At 69.0% G+C, this 16,379-nt stretch carries 17 protein-coding genes, 1 pseudogene and 2 riboswitches; of the genes and pseudogenes, 5 read left to right on the forward strand and 13 right to left on the reverse strand.

Annotated elements, in window-relative coordinates:
* Positions 1-66: 66 nt before the first annotated feature.
* Complete coding sequence (locus PK606_RS10560; RefSeq protein WP_324563640.1) at positions 67-615, forward strand: DUF2889 domain-containing protein; 549 nt, start codon at positions 67-69, stop codon at positions 613-615.
* A 124-nt stretch (positions 616-739) separates the two neighbouring features.
* Here PK606_RS10560 and PK606_RS10565 read toward each other — a convergent pair whose 3' ends face one another.
* The 7 genes from PK606_RS10565 to PK606_RS10595 all read right to left on the reverse strand — a co-directional run bounded on the left by PK606_RS10565 (position 740) and on the right by PK606_RS10595 (position 8,962).
* Entirely contained in the window at positions 740-1,231 is a 492-nt protein-coding gene (locus PK606_RS10565; RefSeq protein ID WP_324563643.1) for a GNAT family N-acetyltransferase, read from the reverse strand.
* On the reverse strand, positions 1,228-4,119 hold the full coding sequence (gene gcvP, locus PK606_RS10570) for an aminomethyl-transferring glycine dehydrogenase (protein ID WP_324563646.1): 2,892 nt from the start codon (positions 4,117-4,119) through the stop codon (positions 1,228-1,230). The genes PK606_RS10565 and gcvP overlap by 4 nt, the downstream gene beginning before the upstream one ends.
* 93 nt (positions 4,120-4,212) lie before the next feature.
* A complete protein-coding gene (gcvH, locus tag PK606_RS10575) occupies positions 4,213-4,578 on the reverse strand; it encodes a glycine cleavage system protein GcvH (RefSeq protein ID WP_324563648.1) in 366 nt (121 codons plus the stop codon).
* 67 nt (positions 4,579-4,645) lie between these two features.
* Positions 4,646-5,794: a glycine cleavage system aminomethyltransferase GcvT gene (gene gcvT / locus PK606_RS10580; protein WP_324563650.1), complete on the reverse strand. Its 1,149-nt coding sequence runs from the start codon at positions 5,792-5,794 to the stop codon at positions 4,646-4,648.
* A 66-nt stretch (positions 5,795-5,860) separates the two neighbouring features.
* Positions 5,861-5,972, reverse strand: a riboswitch (glycine riboswitch).
* Positions 5,973-6,054, reverse strand: a riboswitch (glycine riboswitch). It abuts the riboswitch before it with no gap.
* 24 nt (positions 6,055-6,078) lie between these two features.
* Positions 6,079-7,353: a TRAP transporter large permease gene (locus PK606_RS10585; protein ID WP_324563652.1), complete on the reverse strand. Its 1,275-nt coding sequence runs from the start codon at positions 7,351-7,353 to the stop codon at positions 6,079-6,081.
* Positions 7,354-7,405: 52 nt separating this feature from the next.
* On the reverse strand, positions 7,406-7,900 hold the full coding sequence (locus tag PK606_RS10590; RefSeq protein ID WP_324563655.1) for a TRAP transporter small permease: 495 nt from the start codon (positions 7,898-7,900) through the stop codon (positions 7,406-7,408).
* Positions 7,901-7,990: 90 nt separating this feature from the next.
* Positions 7,991-8,962 (reverse strand): TRAP transporter substrate-binding protein, encoded by a 972-nt coding sequence (locus PK606_RS10595; RefSeq protein ID WP_324563657.1) that lies wholly within the window; start codon positions 8,960-8,962, stop codon positions 7,991-7,993.
* Positions 8,963-9,312: 350 nt separating this feature from the next.
* On the opposite strand from PK606_RS10595, the pseudogene PK606_RS10600 reads away from it, so the two are divergent.
* A pseudogene (locus PK606_RS10600) lies at positions 9,313-9,465 on the forward strand (response regulator); the annotation flags it as partial.
* On the opposite strand, the gene PK606_RS10605 reads toward PK606_RS10600, so the two are convergent.
* Genes PK606_RS10605 through acuI form a run of 5 tightly spaced genes read right to left on the reverse strand, consistent with a single transcriptional unit; the run spans position 9,459 to position 13,902 of the window.
* The gene (locus PK606_RS10605; protein WP_324563705.1) at positions 9,459-9,641 is read right to left on the reverse strand and encodes a hypothetical protein; all 183 of its coding nucleotides are present in this window, start codon (positions 9,639-9,641) and stop codon (positions 9,459-9,461) included. The pseudogene PK606_RS10600 and the gene PK606_RS10605 sit on opposite strands and share 7 nt — an antisense overlap.
* 36 nt (positions 9,642-9,677) lie before the next feature.
* Positions 9,678-10,013, reverse strand: a complete 336-nt coding sequence (locus tag PK606_RS10610) for a 2Fe-2S iron-sulfur cluster-binding protein (protein ID WP_324563660.1) — start codon at positions 10,011-10,013, stop codon at positions 9,678-9,680.
* Positions 10,013-11,491: a glutamine synthetase family protein gene (locus PK606_RS10615; RefSeq protein ID WP_324563662.1), complete on the reverse strand. Its 1,479-nt coding sequence runs from the start codon at positions 11,489-11,491 to the stop codon at positions 10,013-10,015. The genes PK606_RS10610 and PK606_RS10615 overlap by 1 nt, the downstream gene beginning before the upstream one ends.
* Positions 11,488-12,870, reverse strand: coding sequence for a Rieske 2Fe-2S domain-containing protein (locus PK606_RS10620; protein WP_324563665.1), 1,383 nt, complete (start codon positions 12,868-12,870; stop codon positions 11,488-11,490). Before PK606_RS10620 ends, PK606_RS10615 begins: the two co-directional genes overlap by 4 nt.
* A 45-nt stretch (positions 12,871-12,915) precedes the next feature.
* Positions 12,916-13,902, reverse strand: a complete 987-nt coding sequence (gene acuI / locus PK606_RS10625) for an acrylyl-CoA reductase (NADPH) (protein ID WP_324563667.1) — start codon at positions 13,900-13,902, stop codon at positions 12,916-12,918.
* Positions 13,903-13,978: 76 nt separating this feature from the next.
* On the opposite strand from acuI, the gene PK606_RS10630 reads away from it, so the two are divergent.
* From PK606_RS10630 to PK606_RS10640, 3 genes are all read left to right on the forward strand, one after another.
* Positions 13,979-14,554, forward strand: coding sequence for a DNA-3-methyladenine glycosylase (locus PK606_RS10630; RefSeq protein ID WP_324563670.1), 576 nt, complete (start codon positions 13,979-13,981; stop codon positions 14,552-14,554).
* Between the two features lie 182 nt (positions 14,555-14,736).
* Complete coding sequence (locus tag PK606_RS10635; RefSeq protein WP_324563672.1) at positions 14,737-15,126, forward strand: hypothetical protein; 390 nt, start codon at positions 14,737-14,739, stop codon at positions 15,124-15,126.
* Positions 15,127-15,337: 211 nt separating this feature from the next.
* A complete protein-coding gene (locus PK606_RS10640; protein ID WP_324563674.1) occupies positions 15,338-15,997 on the forward strand; it encodes an O-methyltransferase in 660 nt (219 codons plus the stop codon).
* Positions 15,998-16,010: 13 nt separating this feature from the next.
* On the opposite strand, the gene PK606_RS10645 is transcribed toward PK606_RS10640, so the two are convergent.
* Positions 16,011-16,361, reverse strand: coding sequence for a DUF3147 family protein (locus PK606_RS10645; protein WP_324563676.1), 351 nt, complete (start codon positions 16,359-16,361; stop codon positions 16,011-16,013).
* Between the last annotated feature and the right edge of the window lie 18 nt (positions 16,362-16,379).

Here is a 16,379-nt window from a genome sequence, read left to right on the forward strand (position 1 = left end):
ACGCGGGCCGCGCCGTGCGCGGACAATCGGGGGCCTGCCTTCATCCACTGCTTCACAGGAACGCCCGTGCCACTTTCAGAACCCGCCGCCCGCACTGCCCTGCACCACCGCGACGTCGCCTACCGGGGCTTTCGCCGCGCCGACGGCCTGTGGGACATCGAGGCCGAGCTGCGCGACACCAAGACCCTGGACATCACGATGCAGGGCGGCCGCGTCTGGGCCGCGGGCGAGCCGATCCACGGCATGTCGATCCGGCTGACGATTGACGACGACACCATGGTGCACGCCATCGAGGTCGCCATGGACCACGTGCCGCACGGTCCCTGCCCCCAGGCGGCGGCGCCGATGCAGCGCATGGTCGCCAGCCGGCTCAACCGCAGCTGGCGCAAGGCAATCGAGCAGCACCTGGGTGGCATCCAGGGCTGCGCGCACCTGCGCGAGCTGCTGTTCAACATGGCGACAGTGGCGTTCCAGACCATGGTGCAGAGCATCGTGCCGGCCGACCCCGAGCACCCGCCGCCGCACCTGGGCAAGTGCGTGACCTGGGATTTCAACGGGCCGGTCGTTCAGACCCACTACCCGAAGTTCTTCCGCCTGGAAGTCGAGAAGCGGTGACCGGCCCTGTGGCTTCGCCGGCTGCCGGCGCCGCGCGGATGCCGGGCGGCGTCGCCTGATGCGCCCCCACAGCCACCAGCCCAACGACACCACGACCTGGGCAATCAGCCCGCCGGCGGCACGCTCACAGCCACTTCTGCATCAGCAGCGCGCTGCCCTCGGCCGGGTCGAGCATGTAGGGCGCGAACCCGAAGCCTTCGTAGCTGCGCAGCGCGCGCCGGTTGCCCGACAGCACCTCCAGCGTCAGCTTGCAGCAGCCGCGTTCGCGCGCATGCGCCTCGCAGGCGCCCAGCAGCGCCTGGCCGATGCCGCGCCCGCGCTGCGCCGGCAGCACCACGATGTCGTGCACGTTGAGCAGCGGGCGCGCCTTGAAGGTGGAGTAGCCCTCGAAGCTGTTGACCAGGCCGACGGCCTCGTCGCCGATCCAGGCGATGAAGCTAGCGGCCGAGGGCAGCCGCGCCAAGTCGTCGCACAGGCGCGCCTTGACCTCATCGGCCAGCGATTCGCCGCCACCCATCGGATCCTGAGCGTAGGCGTCGAGCAGCGCGAACAGCGCCGCGCGGTCGGCGGGGGCGCGGTAGTCGACGCGCTGCACCCGCACCTCCGCAGCGCTCAAGCCAGGTCCTCCAACGGCACGCAGGAGCAGAACAGGTTGCGGTCCCCGTAGACGTTGTCGACGCGGCCGACCGGCGGCCAGTACTTCACCGTGCCGGGCAGGCGGCCGGCCAGGGCGCCGCCGACCTCGCGCGGATACGGATGGCTCCACTCAGCGGCCAGCAAGGCGTCGGCGGTGTGCGGCGCGTTCTTCAGCGGGTTGTCGTCCTGCGGCCACTCGCCGCTCTCGATGCAGCGGATCTCCTCGCGGATCGCAATCATGGCGTCGATGAAGCGATCGATCTCGGCCAGCGGCTCGCTCTCGGTCGGCTCCACCATCAGCGTGTTGGCGACGGGGAAGCTCAGCGTGGGCGCGTGGAAGCCGTAGTCGGCCAGGCGCTTGGCCACGTCCTCGGCCATCACGCCGCTCGTGTCCTTCAGCTCGCGCAGATCCAGGATGCACTCGTGCGCGACGTGGCCGTTGGCCGAGGCGTACAGCGTCGGGTAGTGCTCGGCCAGGCGCTTGCTGATGTAGTTGGCACTCAGGATTGCCGCCTCGGTGGCGTGCGTCAGGCCCTTGGCGCCCATCATGCGGATGTACATCCAGCTGATCGGCAGCACGCTGGCGTTGCCGTAGGGCGCGGCGCTGATGGCGCCGATCTTGCGCACGTCGCCGGCCGTCTGGTGGCCCGGCAGGTAGGGCATCAGGTCTTCCACCACGCACACCGGGCCGACACCGGGGCCGCCACCGCCGTGCGGGATGCAGAAGGTCTTGTGCAGGTTCAGGTGGCTGACGTCGCCGCCGAACTCGCCCGGCGCCGCCACGCCGACCATGGCGTTCAGGTTGGCGCCGTCCAGGTACACGCGGCCGCCGTGCTGGTGCACGATCTCGCAAACTTCCTTCACCTGCGGCTCGAACACGCCGTGCGTGCTGGGGTAGGTGATCATGATGCAGGCCAGCTGCTCGGCATGCTGCGCGCACCTGGCCTTCAGGTCGGCGACGTCGACGTTGCCCTGTTCGTCGCATTTGACCACCACCACCTTCAGGCCGACCATCATGGCGCTGGCCGGGTTGGTGCCGTGCGCGCTGCTGGGGATCAGGCAGACGTCGCGCTGGCCCTGGCCGCGTGCGTCCTGCCAGGCCTTGATGGCGAGCAGGCCGGCGTACTCGCCCTGGCTGCCGGCGTTGGGCTGCAGGCTGACGTCGGCGTAGCCGGTGATGGCCGACAGCCAGGCGCGCAGCTGCCGATCCAGCTCGGCGTAGCCGGCCAGCTGGTCGGCGGGCGCGAACGGGTGCAGGTTGGCGAACTCGGGCCAGGTGATGGGGATCATCTCGCTGGTTGCGTTCAGCTTCATGGTGCAGCTGCCGAGCGGGATCATGCCGCGGTCCAGCGCCAGGTCCTTGTCGGACAGCTGGCGGATGTAGCGCAGCATGGCGGTCTCACTGTGGTGCGTGTTGAACACCGGGTGCGTCATGAACGTTGATGTGCGGCGCAGCGCGGCCGGGATCAGCGCCGGCGCGGATTGCTCCAGCGCCGCGAAGTCCGGCAGCGGCCTGCCGTCGCCGAAGATCTTCCACAGCAGCTCGACGTCGGCGCGGGTGCTGGTCTCATCCAGCGACACGCACAGGTAGGCGTCCCAGGCCTTGCGCAGGTTGGCGCCCATCGCGACCGCGCGGGCGGCGATCGTATCCGTGGCGGCGTCGGTCTTGAAGCTGACGGTATCGAAGCCCGAGTCGTGGTGCATGGCGCTGAAGCCGAGCTGCCGCATGCCAGCAGTGAAGATACTGGTCAGCCGCGTGACGCGCTCGGCGATGCGCTTCAGCCCCTCGGGGCCGTGGTACACGGCATACATGCTGGCGATCACGGCCGGCAGCACCTGCGCAGTGCAGATGTTGCTGGTGGCTTTCTCGCGCCGGATGTGCTGCTCGCGCGTCTGCAGCGCCAGCCGGTAGGCGGGCTTGCCGTGCACGTCGACGCTGACGCCCACCAGGCGGCCAGGCAGCGACCGCTTGAACTCGTCCTTGCAGGCCATGAAGGCCGCGTGCGGGCCACCGGCGCCCATCGGCATGCCGAAGCGCTGCGTGCTGCCGACCACGATGTCGGCGCCCATCTCGCCGGGGCTTTTCAGCAGCGTCAGCGCCAGCAGGTCGCTGGCCATGATGACGGCGGCGCCTTTGGCGTGGATCTTCTCGGCCTCGCCGCTCCAATCCGCCAGCCAGCCGCTCGAGCACGGGTACTGGATCAGGGCAGCGAAGTAGTCGTCGGCGGCAATCGCCGCATCCCATTCCTCAGCCGAGTTGGCCAGCTTCACAACCAGGCCCAGCGGCGCGGCGCGGGTCTGCATCACCTCGATGGTCTGCGGGTGCGCGTCGCCGCTGACCACGATCACGTCGCCCTTGACCTTGACCGAGCGGCGCGCCAGCGTCATGGCTTCGGCGGCGGCAGTGGCCTCGTCCAGCATCGAGGCGTTGGCGATGTCCATGCCGGTCAGGTCGCACACCATGGTCTGGAAGTTGATCAGCGCCTCCATGCGGCCCTGGCTGATCTCGGCCTGGTAGGGCGTGTAGGCGGTGTACCAGGCGGGGTTCTCCAGCACGTTGCGCAGGATCACGCCCGGCAGGTGGCAGCCGTAGTAGCCCTGGCCGATGAAGCTCTTCATCTGGTGGTGGTTCTTGCCCGCGATGCGTTTGAGCTCAGCCAGCGCATCGGCTTCGGTGACGGCCGGCGGCAGCGTCATCTCGCTGGCGCGCGCGATCGAGCGCGGCACGATGGAATCGATCAGCGCCTGGCGCGATTGCTCGCCGATCACCGACAGCATTAGCTGCTCGTCGGCCGGCGTGATGCCGATGTGGCGGGCAACGAACTCGCTTGCGTTTTCCAGGTTGGCAAGGGAAGGGGCTTGGGACATGACAGGGTGCTCCGGACAAAACCTTGAGCAAGGTGCACCACCGGCCGACGCCGGCGATGCGCCTCACTCAGTGCTCTGAGGGTGCGGTTGCGCTCAGCCGGTGAAGGCCTTGTAGGCGGCCTCGTCCATCAGCGCAGCCATTTCGTCCGGCTGCGACAGCCTGACCTTGAAGAACCAGCCGGCGCCCATCGGGTCGCTGTTGGCCAGGCTCGGCTCGTCGACCAGCGCCTGGTTGACCTCGACGATCTCGCCGCTGACCGGCATGTAGACGTCGGCGGCGGCCTTCACGCTCTCGACCACGCCGGCGGTGTCCTTCTGCGCGTAGCTCTTGCCGACCTCGGGCAGTTCGACGAACACCACGTCACCGAGCGCGTCCTGCGCGTGCTGCGTGATGCCGACGGTGGCGATGTCGCCGTCGACCTGGATCCATTCGTGGTCTTCGCTGTACTTGATGCTCATGGCGTCTCCGGCATTGAGAGTGGGCTGGGTGGATGGGAGGCGTTGGAATTCGGGTCGGCTCGTGGGGTCAACCACGGTGGTAGCGCGTCGGCACGAAGGGCGTGGCCGCCACTTCCATCGGCACCTGCTTGCCGCGCACCAGTGCGAACACCGGCGTGCCGACGGCGGCATGCGCGGGCGTGACGTAGCCCATGGCGATCGGGCGGTCGATGCTGGGGCCAAGCAGGCCGCTGGTGGTCTCGCCGATTTTCTGGCCCTGGGCGTCCTGCAGTTCGATGTGCTCGCGCACCGGCACGCGCTCCTTGGCCGTGAGCGCCACGCGCTTGCGGCTCACTTTCTGCGCCGCCGGGTTGCCGGCGGCGTCCTGCATGAAGGGCAGCACCTGGTCGGCACCCGGGAAGCCGCCGGCACGCTCGCCGCCGGTGCGGCGCACCTTCTGGATGGCCCAGTTCAGGCCCGCCTCGACCGGCGTCGTGCTGGTATCGATGTCGTTGCCGTAAAGGCACAGGCCGGCTTCCAGGCGCAGGCTGTTGCGCGCGCCCAGACCGATCGGCTTGACTTCGGGCTGCGCCAGCAGCGCGCGCGCCAGCGCCTCGGTCTGCGCGCCGGGCACCGAGATCTCGAAGCCGTCCTCGCCGGTGTAGCCGCTGCGGGTGATGTACAGGTCAGCACCGTTCCAAGTGAAGGCCCCGCCGGTCATGAAGACCAGTTGCTCGACGCCCGGCACGATCCGCTTCAAGGCATCGACCGCCTTCGGACCTTGCAGCGCCAGCAGGCCGCGGTCCGCCAGGTGCACGATCTCGCAGCGTCGGCCGATGCGCGCCTGCATGTGGGCCAGGTCGCCCTGCTTGCAGGCGCCATTGACGATCAGGAACAGATGGTCGCCCCGGTTGACGAACATCAGGTCGTCGATGATCGTGCCCTCATCGGTCAACAGCAGCCCGTAGCGCTGCCTGTCGACGCCCAGGCCCAGCACGTCGACCGGCATCAGCGTCTCCAGCGCGGCGGCGGCATCGTGGCCGGCCAGCCTGATCTGACCCATGTGCGAGACGTCGAACAGGCCGGCGGCCTCGCGCACGTGCCGGTGCTCGGCAATCAGGCCGGCGGGGTATTGCACCGGCATGCTGTAGCCGGCAAAGGGCACCATGCGCGCGCCGAGTTCGGCGTGCAGATCGTGCAGCGGGGTCTTGAGCAGTTCGGTGTCAGCAACGGACATGGGACAGGGCTCCTCGAATGCGTTTGGGTCGTGCATTGCCCGACGCCGTCGGCGGCAGGCGCGGAACCCTGCTGTCCTCTTTACCTGAGAGATTCAACCCCTTGCCGTCAAGCAGGCGGTCTTGCCCCTTCGGTGGACCGCAGTGCGCAACGCGCGCGGCGGTCTCTCTCCAACAGAATCTTGTATGCCAGTCCTTTTGCCTGAGCGTTCGGCCTTCGGCGGCGCCTCGAACAACCGGCGCGCTCTCCTGACCGGATGATTCTAGCCTGCGCCGCCGCGCCGAATCAGCGGTACACCAAGTCGCGCAGCCCCAGCGACAGCGCCGGCACGTAGGTGATGATCAGCAGGCACAGCAGGATCACGCCGACGAAGGGCAGCAGGTGCCGGATGATCTTGTCGAGCGAGATGCGCGCCACCGTGCAGGCGGCGAACAGGTTGACGCCGAACGGCGGCGTGATCATGCCGAGTGCCAGGTTGACCACCATGATCAGCCCGAAGTGCACCGGATCGACGCCGAAGTGCGCCGCCACCGGCGCCAGGATCGGCGCCAGCACGATGATCGCGGCGCTGGTCTCGATGAACATGCCGATCATGAACAGCGCCGCGTTCACCCCCAGCAGGAACATGGCCGGGCTTTGCAGCACCTCTTCCAACCAGCGGCCGATGGCCTCGGGCACGCCGGCGCGCGTGATGAGGAAGGCGAACAGCCCGGCGTTGGCGATGATGAACATGATCACGCCGGACGAGATCACCGACTTGCGCAGCACCACGTAGAGGTCGGTCAGGCTGATCTCGCGGTAGATCAGCATGCCGACCACCAGCGCGTAGGCCACCGCCACCGCCGAGGCCTCAGTCGGCGTGAAGATGCCGCCGTAGATGCCGCCCAGGACGATCACCGGCATCAAGAGCGCCCAGGCGGCGCGCCAGCTGGCGGTCCAGAAGCCCAGCCGCCCTTCGCCGTCGTGCTTGCCCCAGCCCTTCCACTTGCAGTACGCCCACACGAACACCATCAGCGCGCCGCTGATCAGCACGCCGGGGCCGAAGCCGGCGATGAACAGCTCGCCGATCGAGATCTCGGCCGCGACGCCATACAGGATCAGCGGGATCGACGGCGGGATGATCACCCCCAGCTCGGCGCTGGTGGCCTGCAGCGCGGCGGCGTAGCTGGTCGGGTAGCCGAGCTTGATCAGCGCCGGAATCAGGATGGTGCCGATGGCGAAGGTGGTGGCCACCGACGAGCCCGAGACGGCGGCGAAGATCATGCAGGTCAGCACGCAGCTGATCGCCAGCCCGCCCTGCACGCCGCCGACGATGCTCTTGGCAAAGTCGACCAGCCGACGCGAGATGCCGCCGGTTTCCATCAGGTTGCCGGCCAGGATGAAGAACGGCACCGCCGCCAGCGGAAACTTGTTGATCGAGTTGAAGATCTCCTTGACCGAGATCAGCATGTGGGCGTTGCTGACCTGCATGCCGACGATCGAGGCCAGGCCGATCGCCACCGCGACCGAGACGCTGAGCGCGAAGCCCAGCATCATGGTGAAGACCATGGCGGCGGTCATGCGCCCACTCCCAGGGCGACGGCCTCCGCGGCCTGAAGCGGTCGGGCACGGCTCATTGCGCGGTCTCCAGTTCCATCCGGCGCGGATCGAGGTAGTTGGCGACGATGGCGATGATGGAGAACAGCGCCCCGACCGGCAGCGCGATGTAGGCCCAGAACATCGAAAGCACTTCCAGCCCGGCCATGGTCTGCACGCTGCCGCGCACCGCGTAGTCGAAGCCCCACCACAGAATGATGAGCATCAGCGCCAGCGCCGCCAACGCCACCACCAGGTCGAGCACGCGCTTGAAGTGCGTCGGCACCGCGCGGTAGAGCGCATCGACGCTGATCATGGCGCCCTGGCGGAACGCCATCGGGATGCCCAGGAACACCATCCAGATCAGGCTGAAGCGGATCAGCACCTCGCTCCACTCGGCCGGCTGCTCGAGCACGAAACGCGTGAAGATCTGGAACACCGCCAGCGACGAGGCGATGGCCAGCATCAGGCAGGCGATCCACATGGCGATGCGCGTGGTCCAGGTTTCGATCGACAGGAACAGGGCTCTCATAGCGTTCACCGCACAACACAAAAATGCCCGTCACGCCAGGCGGACGGGCATTGCCGGCTGCTCAAGGCCGCAGCCAGGCACGCACCGCGATCACTTGAAGTTGCGGATGCGCTCCAAGTTCTCCTTGCCGAACTGCTTCTCGAAGTCGGCACTCACCGACTGCAGCGCGGCGACGAACTTCGACTTGTCGACGTTGTCGATCACCGTCATGCCCTTGCTGCGCAGGTCGGCGACGCCCTTGGCGTCGTCCTCGTCGACCTTGGCGCGGTTGGCCTTGGTGCCTTCCTTGGCGGCTTCGATGAAGGCCTTCTTGTCGGCGTCGGAGAGCTTGTCGAAGACAGCCTTGTTCATCACGAAGATGGCCGGCGAATACACGTGGCCGGTGAGCGACAGGTGCTTCTGCACCTGGTCGAACTTGGCCGAGATGATCACCGACAGCGGGTTCTCCTGCCCGTCCACCGTGCCCTGCTGCAGCGCGGTGAACACCTCCGGGAAGGCCATCGGCGTGGTGATGATGCCCAGCGCCTTGTAGGCCGTGATGTGCACCGGGTTCTCCATGGTGCGCATCTTCAGCCCCTTCAGGTCATCGGGCGTCTTGACGTCGCGCTTGCTGTTGGTCATGTGGCGGAAGCCGTTCTCGGCCCAGGCCAGCGCCTTGAAACCCTTGGAGTCGAACTTCTTCAGCAGGTCGTCACCGATCGGGCCGTCGAGCACCGCGCGGGCATGCGCCTTGTCGCGGAACAGGAAGGGCACGTCGAGGATCTTGGTCTCGGGCACGAAGTTGGGCACCGGGCCGGTCGAGCTGTACGCCAGTTCCTGCGTGCCGAGCTGCACCGCCTCGATCGACTCGCGCTCGCCGCCGAGCGCGCCGTTATAGAAGGTCTGGATCTTGTAACGGCCATTGGTGCGCTTCTCGACCTCCTTCGCGAAGGTGTCGATGGCAATGCCCTGGTGCGAGGTCTGGGTGGTCGAAATGCTGATCCGCATGGTGGTCTGCGCCGATGCGCCGGCCATGAGACCCACGGCCAGGCCGAGTCCGAGGGCGATGTGGTGCAACTTCATCAATGTGTCTCCTGCAAAAGAAAAACTTGGCGCTGAAGCTTAGGCCAGCGCACAAGTGAGACCCATTATCCCTGTCGGTGCACCATGACGGGGACGGGGTTTTCGCGCATGTCGGGCACGCGGCCGGGTGCCAGGATGAGCGTGCCAATCAGCCGCAAGCACCTGGGACGCGCGCACGCTGGCGGACGGCAGGCGGAAATCATCGGTTTCAGGGATGTTCAAATGCGCTGGACCGCAGCACAGCGCCATAACGAGCCCGGTCTTGCGGCGCCAGGCGCAGCTCTGCCCATGACACCCCCGCTACCCCCGAATCCAACCTGCCAACCCCGATGCTGGTGGAGGACGAGCGGCTGATCCGCGAGCTGCGCATGGCCGGTCCGGGCCTGGGCATCCTGGTGATCTCCGCCTGAAGCACCGAGGACGCGATCCTGGCGGCGCTGCACGCCGGCGCCATCGGCTGCGTGCTGAAGGAGCGCGACGACCTGCTCAGCACGCTTCATCTGCTGCCGGGCGCCCAGATCTGGACGCCGTATTCCAGCCTGGTGACCACGGCGGCGATGTCGGCGGTGCTGGGTTGGCGCATCGCGAACTTCAGCGAGGAACTGCGCCAGGGCATCATCAAGGCGTGCGCCGACCTCGGCAGCACGCTGGCGCGCGAGCACGAACTGGCGCTCGCCAACAGTCGGTTGCAGCAACGACGCAGCTGGCTGCGGCTTCAGTACTGCCGCGCCGGCATGCGCACCGTCAGGCCATCCATCTCCTGCGTCAGCACGATCTGGCAGCTGAGCCGGCTGCCGTCGTCGGCCGGCTCGGCGGTGAACTGCAGCATGTCCTTCTCACCCGGCTTGGCCGGCGGGATGCGCGAGCGCCAGGGTTCGTCGACGTAGACATGGCAGGTGGCGCAGGTCATGGCACCGCCGCACTCGGCCGCGATGCCGTCCAGGTTGGCGGCCACCGCCGCCTGCATCAGGCTCATGCCGGGCTTGGCCTGGACGTCGAATTGCTGAAAGCTGCCGCCGACCGGGGCGGTGGTGAAGTGCACGGTAATCATTAGATCCTGCTGAAGAATTCGCGCCGCTCGAAGTCCTGCGGGTCTTCGGCCTGCTCGTAGCGCGTGGCGTCGGCGAGCTTGATACGCGTGTAGTAACGAATGAAATCGACGCCGAAGGCCGCCGCCAACGCCTCGTCCTGACCCAGCGCGCCGACCGCGTCGCGCAGCGTGGTCGGCAGGCGCTCGGCGTCCGGATGATAAGGGTCGTCGGTGGCGCGCGGCGCGCGCAGCCGGCGCTCGATGCCGTCCAGACCGGCCGCCAACTGCGACGCCAGGTAGAGGTAGGGGTTGGCGCTCGGCTCGCCGAGCCGGTTCTCGATGCGCGTGGCGGCATCACCGCACTCGCCCACCACGCGTAGCAGCGCGCCGCGGTTGTCGCGGCCCCACAGCACCGATTGCGGCGCCAGCGCATTGGGCCGGAAGCGCCCGTAGCCGTTGGCGGTCGGCGTGCAGAACACCGTCATGCCGCGCGCGTGCGCCAGCAGGCCGGCGAGGTAGTGCTCGCCCAGCTCGGACAGCACGTGGCCGGCATCCATCCGCGTGCTGCCCGGCGCCGGTTGCGCACGGCTGAAGAGGTTGCGGCCGTCGTCCCGCGCCACCAGCGACTGGTGCAGGTGCCAGCCGCTGGCCATGATGTTGGGAAACGGCGGCCGGCACATGAAGCTGGCGTGGTAGCCGGCGCGCTGCAGGGCCTGGCGCACGCCGTTGCGGAACAGCACCATGTGGTCGGCGGCGCTCATGGCGTCGGTGACGTCGAACACCGCCTCGACCTGGCTCGGGCCGAGCTCGATCTCGAGCGAGCTGAGCGGCAGGCCGAGGCCGAGCGCAGTCTCGCGCACGATGCGCAGCGCCGGCTCGGCCATGTCGAGCCAGGCCTCGCCGAGCAGCTGGTAGCCCGGATGGATCAGCTGCACGTCGGGTGGCTCGCCCGGCCAGGCGGCGCGCGCCGGATCAAGCTGCGCGCGGGCGTCATCGATGCGGTAGATGTGGAATTCCAGTTCCAACCCGCAGCGCATCTCCATGCCAAGCGCGTGCAGGCGCGCCAGCAGGCGTTCGAGCACGCGGCGGCTGTCGAGCTCGACCGGCGCGCCACCGGCCAGCCAGGGCTGCGCGCGCAGCCAGCCGGTGCCGGGCGCCCAGGGCAGGCGGCGGTAGCTGCGCGGATCGGGCAGCAGCAGCAGGTTGTTGGCCTGGCCGAAGCCGGGCAGGCTGGCGGTGCCGCCGGGCTCGAACACCTTGTAGGCGGTGCGGTCCGAGGCGTCCTTGAGCATCAGCGTGCTGACCATGCCCAGCCCATCGCACAGCACGCGCGCAGCGGCGGGCGGCGTCAATGCCTTGCCGCGCAGCATGCCGTGCAGGTCGCACCAGGATACGCGCACCAGGTCGACACCGTCGGCCTCGATCGCAGCCAGCGTGTCGGCGATGGCGCGCTCGCGCGCCGCGTCGTGCACGCCGCAGCGCTCGGCGAAACTGCTCATGCGGGCTGGGTATCGCGCTGCGCCTGGTGCCAGGGCGCGCGTTCGCGCTTGGCGCGCACCTGCTGGCGCCACCAGTCGCCCCAGGTGCCGGCGGGGGCGATGCCGTCCACCGTGTCGGGACCGCGCTGGCCGTCGGCCTGCGCCGGATCGGCCACGAAGGGCGCGCTGCCGCCGGCGGCCACGCTGTCGATGGCCTGCAGCAGCAGGCGGCGATTGGCCATGATGACCTTGTCCGACGTGCCCAGGTGCTCGCGCGTGCGGTCCTGGATCGCGCCCATGCTCTCCACCGCCCACTGGTCGTGCACGTTGATGTCGTCCTCGCCCATGCCGAGGAAGGTGCGCTCGCGCTGCTCCCGGGCATCGAAGCCCCAGTCGTCGTGGCGCCCGCGCAGCGGCACGTAGTCGGGCGGTGGCACGAAACGGGCGCGCTGCTCGCGCATCGCCGGCTTGTCGACCGGGCCGGCGAAGCTGGTGAAGATGGCATACCAGTAGGTGTGCGTGTCGTCCACCGGCAGGTGCATCTGCGTGATGGTCATGGTTTCCGACAGCGGGATCACGAAGGTGTGCGGGAACACCGCGTTGGTCACGCGCACGTGCGTCAGCTCGTCGGTCATCGGCCGCAGCGTGGTCAGGCGCAGGCCCCAGGGCGCCGGCTCGAAGCTGATGTCGGGCCGGCCGAACTCGCGCACGATGCGCGTCATCGGCCAGCGCTCGCCCGCCGCATCCCCTGCCGAGGCGCTGCGGAACTGCTTGCCGGCGGCGTTGTCGCCGACCTGCTCCAGCGGCGCGTCGTTGAGAAAGCGGTGCAGATACGAGGTGTGCGCCGGGTCGATGCCGACCTCGAAGGCCTGCAGCCAGTTGCAGTGCCACAGGCCCTTGTAGGCGAAGGTGTGCGATTCCGGCGCGACGAAGCAGTCGAAATCGGGGAACGGCGGCGGCGCACTGCCCTCCTCGCCCAGCCAGCCGAACAGCACGCCGCTGCGCTCCCGCACCGGGTAGCTGCGCTGGCGCACGCGCTCGCACAACTGGCTGCCCACGGGTTCGGCCGGCGTGTCCAGGCAGCGGCCGCCGGCGTCGAACTTCCAGCCGTGGAACGGGCAGCGCACGCCGTCGCCCTCGTGGCGCGCGAACGCCAGGTCGGCGCCGCGGTGCGGGCAGTCGCGGTCCAGCAGGCCCCAGCGACGCTGCTCGTCGCGGAACAGGATCAGGTCCTGCCCCAGCACCCGCACGGCCTTGAGCGGCCGCTCGGCCATGCGCGGATCGATCTCGGGGTCGAACTCATCGACCAGCGCCACCGGCTGCCAATAGCTGCGCATCAGGGCGCCGCAGGGCGTGCCGGGACCGATGCGGGTGATGCGCTCGTTCTGCTCTGCTTTCATGGCTGCTCTCCTCAAAGTCCGGCGGCGCCCGTGAGGCGCACACCCTCAGGCGTTCACGTCCACCACCACGCGTCCGCGCACCTGGCCCGCCAGCAGGCGCCCAGCCGCTGCCGGCGCATCGGCCAGCTTGATGGTCTCGGTGTTCTGCGCCAGCACCTCGGGCGGCAGCTCGCGCGCCAGCCGCTCCCAGGCCTTGGCGCGGCGCGCGTGCGGCGCCATCACGCTGTCGATGCCGGCCAGCGTGACGCCGCGCAGGATGAAGGGCGCCACCGTGGCCGGAAAGTCCATGCCCTGCGCCAGGCCGCAGGCGGCCACCACGCCGCCGTACTTGAGGCTGGCGCAGACGTTGGCCAGCGTGTGGCTGCCCAGGCTGTCGACGGCGGCGGCCCAGCGCTCCTTCTGCAGCGGCTTGCCGGCCGCGTTCAGCGTGGCGCGGTCAACCAGCTCGCTGGCACCCAGCGCCTTCAGGTGCTCCGCTTCGTGCATGCGTCCGGTCGAGGCATGCACGGTGAAGCCCAGTCGCGACAGCAGCGCGATCGCGGTCGAGCCGACGCCGCCGTTGGCGCCGGTCACCAGCACCGGGCCGTGCTCGGGCGTGACACCGTGCTGCTGCAGCGCCATCACGCACAGCATCGCCGTGTACCCCGCGGTGCCGATGCCCATGGCCTGGCTGGCCGTCAGGCCGGCGGGCAGCGGCACCAGCCAGTCGGCCTTGACGCGTGCCTGCTGCGCCAGGCCGCCCCAGTGCGTCTCGCCGACACCCCAGCCGTTCAGCACCACCGCATCGCCGACGCGGTAGCGCGCGTCGCTCGACTCCAGCACCGTGCCGGCGAAATCGATGCCCGGCACCATCGGGTAGCTGCGCACCACCGGCGCCTTGCCGGTGATGGCCAGCGCATCCTTGTAGTTCAGCGTCGAGTGGCTGATCTGCACCAGCACCTCGCCGGCCGGCAGCTGCGCCGGCTCGAGTTCGGTCACGGCGCAGCCCAGCGCGCCATCGTCGGATTTGGTCAGCAGCAAGGCCTTGAACATCGGTGGTCTCCTTTCGAATGCGGTTTCTCACGGGCAACTATAAGGCGGCGCCGCAGCGCGCATAGACTTGTCGCCCATGGCCCGCGCCCGCACCCTCCGCCGCAGCGACTTCAAGGCCGACGCGCCTGCCGTCGCCCATGCGCTGATCGGCGCCACGCTGCTGGTCGAGGACGTCGGCGGCGTCATCGTCGAGGTCGAGGCCTACGACCAGCACGATCCGGCCTCGCACTGCCACCCCGGTCCGACCCAGCGCAACCGCGTCATGTTCGGCCCGCCGGGCTACGCCTACGTCTACCGCAGCTACGGGCTGCACTGGTGCGTCAACTTCGTCTGCCGCGAGGCCGGCCACGGCGCCGGCGTGCTGATCCGGGCGCTGCAGCCGACGCACGGCATCGAGCTGATGCGCGAGCGCCGCGGCCTGCAGGACGAGCGCCTGCTGTGCGCCGGGCCGGGCCGGCTGACGCAGGCGCTGGGCATCACGCAGGCGCACTACGGGCTGCCGCTCGACCAGCCGCCGTTTCGCATCCTTGCCGCACCGGCCGATACGCCAGTGGAAGTGCTGGCCGGCCCGCGCATCGGCATCAGCAAGGCGATCGACCTGCCCTGGCGCTTCGGGCTGGCCGGTTCGCGCTACGTCAGCCGGCGTTTCTGAAGCCGCAACAGCAGGGCCGCCGGCCGCGCACGCCCCGCGGCGCATGCAGGCCTTGTCCGACGCGCCCGTGCGCCCCAAGCCGATACGCGGCGCACGGCCCTGCTGCCCACAATGCAAGCACAAGAAACCACCGAGGCCAGCGTTCGACAAGCGACCCTCGCCTCGCTCCAGGAGACCAAGCCATGAGCCAAACCCCGCGCACCTTCGCCCTCGCAGCCGCCAGCGCGCTGACGCTGATCGCCGCCGGCTGCAGCACCGGGCCGTTCGCCACCCAGGGCCGCTTCTTCCAGTACCACACGCCGGACAACCGGGTGGTCGCCGAATACCTCACCGCCGACACCGCCACCTGCCAGCAGCACCTGGCCAACCTGCAGCGCACCAACGTGCACGGCAGCGAGGCGGCGCGCTGCTCCGCCAGTTCGGCCGCGGCCAGCCTGCCGGTCAGCGCCGCGGTGGCCGATCCGCGCACGCGCACCAACTACAGCTTCCGCTTCGCCACCATGGAGCATTGCCAGCGCATGCTGCCCGCGCTTGCCGCCGGCGCCACCACCGTGACCCAGTCCTGCCGCTGATTCATCCCGGTCAGGCCCTCCACCGTATAGCGTTCTCCGCCGCAGCCGCCTCCCCAACCACCTGTCCTCCCCGGCTGCGGTTTTCGGGCGATGCTTGCGCACTGCATGTGCCAGGCATCGCCGCTTTCATTGAAGCCGGCACGAACCTGCGCCGCATACACCGCCGGCCAGTTATGCTGGTCGCGTCGCTGCAATGACCGGAGTGCGCCAGATGACCCTCACCCGCCGCCTGCTCCTCGTCCTCACCGGCATGCTGGCGCTGCCTGCCGCAGCGCGCGAGGCCACGCCAGGCGCCGATGCCGCGCTGGATGCCCGCGTGCAGGCTTTCATGGAGCGCAAGCGGGGCGACTGGGGCCGCGGCATCAACCTGTGGAGCGTGCAGGAGGCCGGCGCGCGCCTGATGCACGGACTGGTGATAGAACGCCGGCACCAACGCATCCTCGACATCGGCACCTCCACCGGCCACAGCGCGCTGTGGCTGGCCTGGGCGGCGGCCAGGACTGGCGGGCGCGTGACGACGATCGAGATCGACCCCGGTCGCCACGCCGAGGCGCTGCGCAATTTCCGCGACGCCGGGCTGGACGGCTTCATCGATGCCCGGCTGGGCGACGCGCACGAGCTGGTGCAGCAGTTGCCGGGGCCGTGGGACTTCGTGTTCCAGGACGCCGACAAGGACTGGTCGCTGAACTACTGGAACGCGCTCAAGGACAAGCTGAGCTCGCGCGCCTGCTACGCCGTCGACCACGTGATGCGCTCGCGCTCGCCCGGCATCCGCGGCTTCGTCGAGGCAGCGCAGAACGACTCCCGCTTCGAGCATCGGGTTCACGACATGGGCGGCGGCGACCTGTTCGTGGTCTGCGGCAAGGGCTGAGGCGCTGAGCGGATCAGAGCAGCTCGACTCCGAAGCGCCGCATCACCCAGGCCAGCGCGGTGAAGCATACGATGGTCAGCACGGCGCTGCCGGCCAGCGCGCCCCAGAAGCCCCAGTGCCGGTGCATCAACGGGAACAGCACGAACATCGGCAGCGTCGGCAGCACGTACCAGAAGGTATACCAGGCGTGGTTGGTGATGCGCTCGGCGGGCTGCTTTTCCACGTACAGCCAGATCAGCGTCAGCACCGTGACCAGCGGCAACGCGGCAATCAGGCCGCCAAGACGGTCGCTGCGCTTGGCGACTTCCGAGATCAGCACCACCAGCGCGGCGGTGATGAGGTATTTGGTGGCGATCCAGGCCATGCATGGGCTCCCGTGGCG

Source organism: Ottowia sp. (assembly GCF_035444425.1).
Classification (GTDB): Bacteria; Pseudomonadota; Gammaproteobacteria; order Burkholderiales; family Burkholderiaceae_C; genus Ottowia.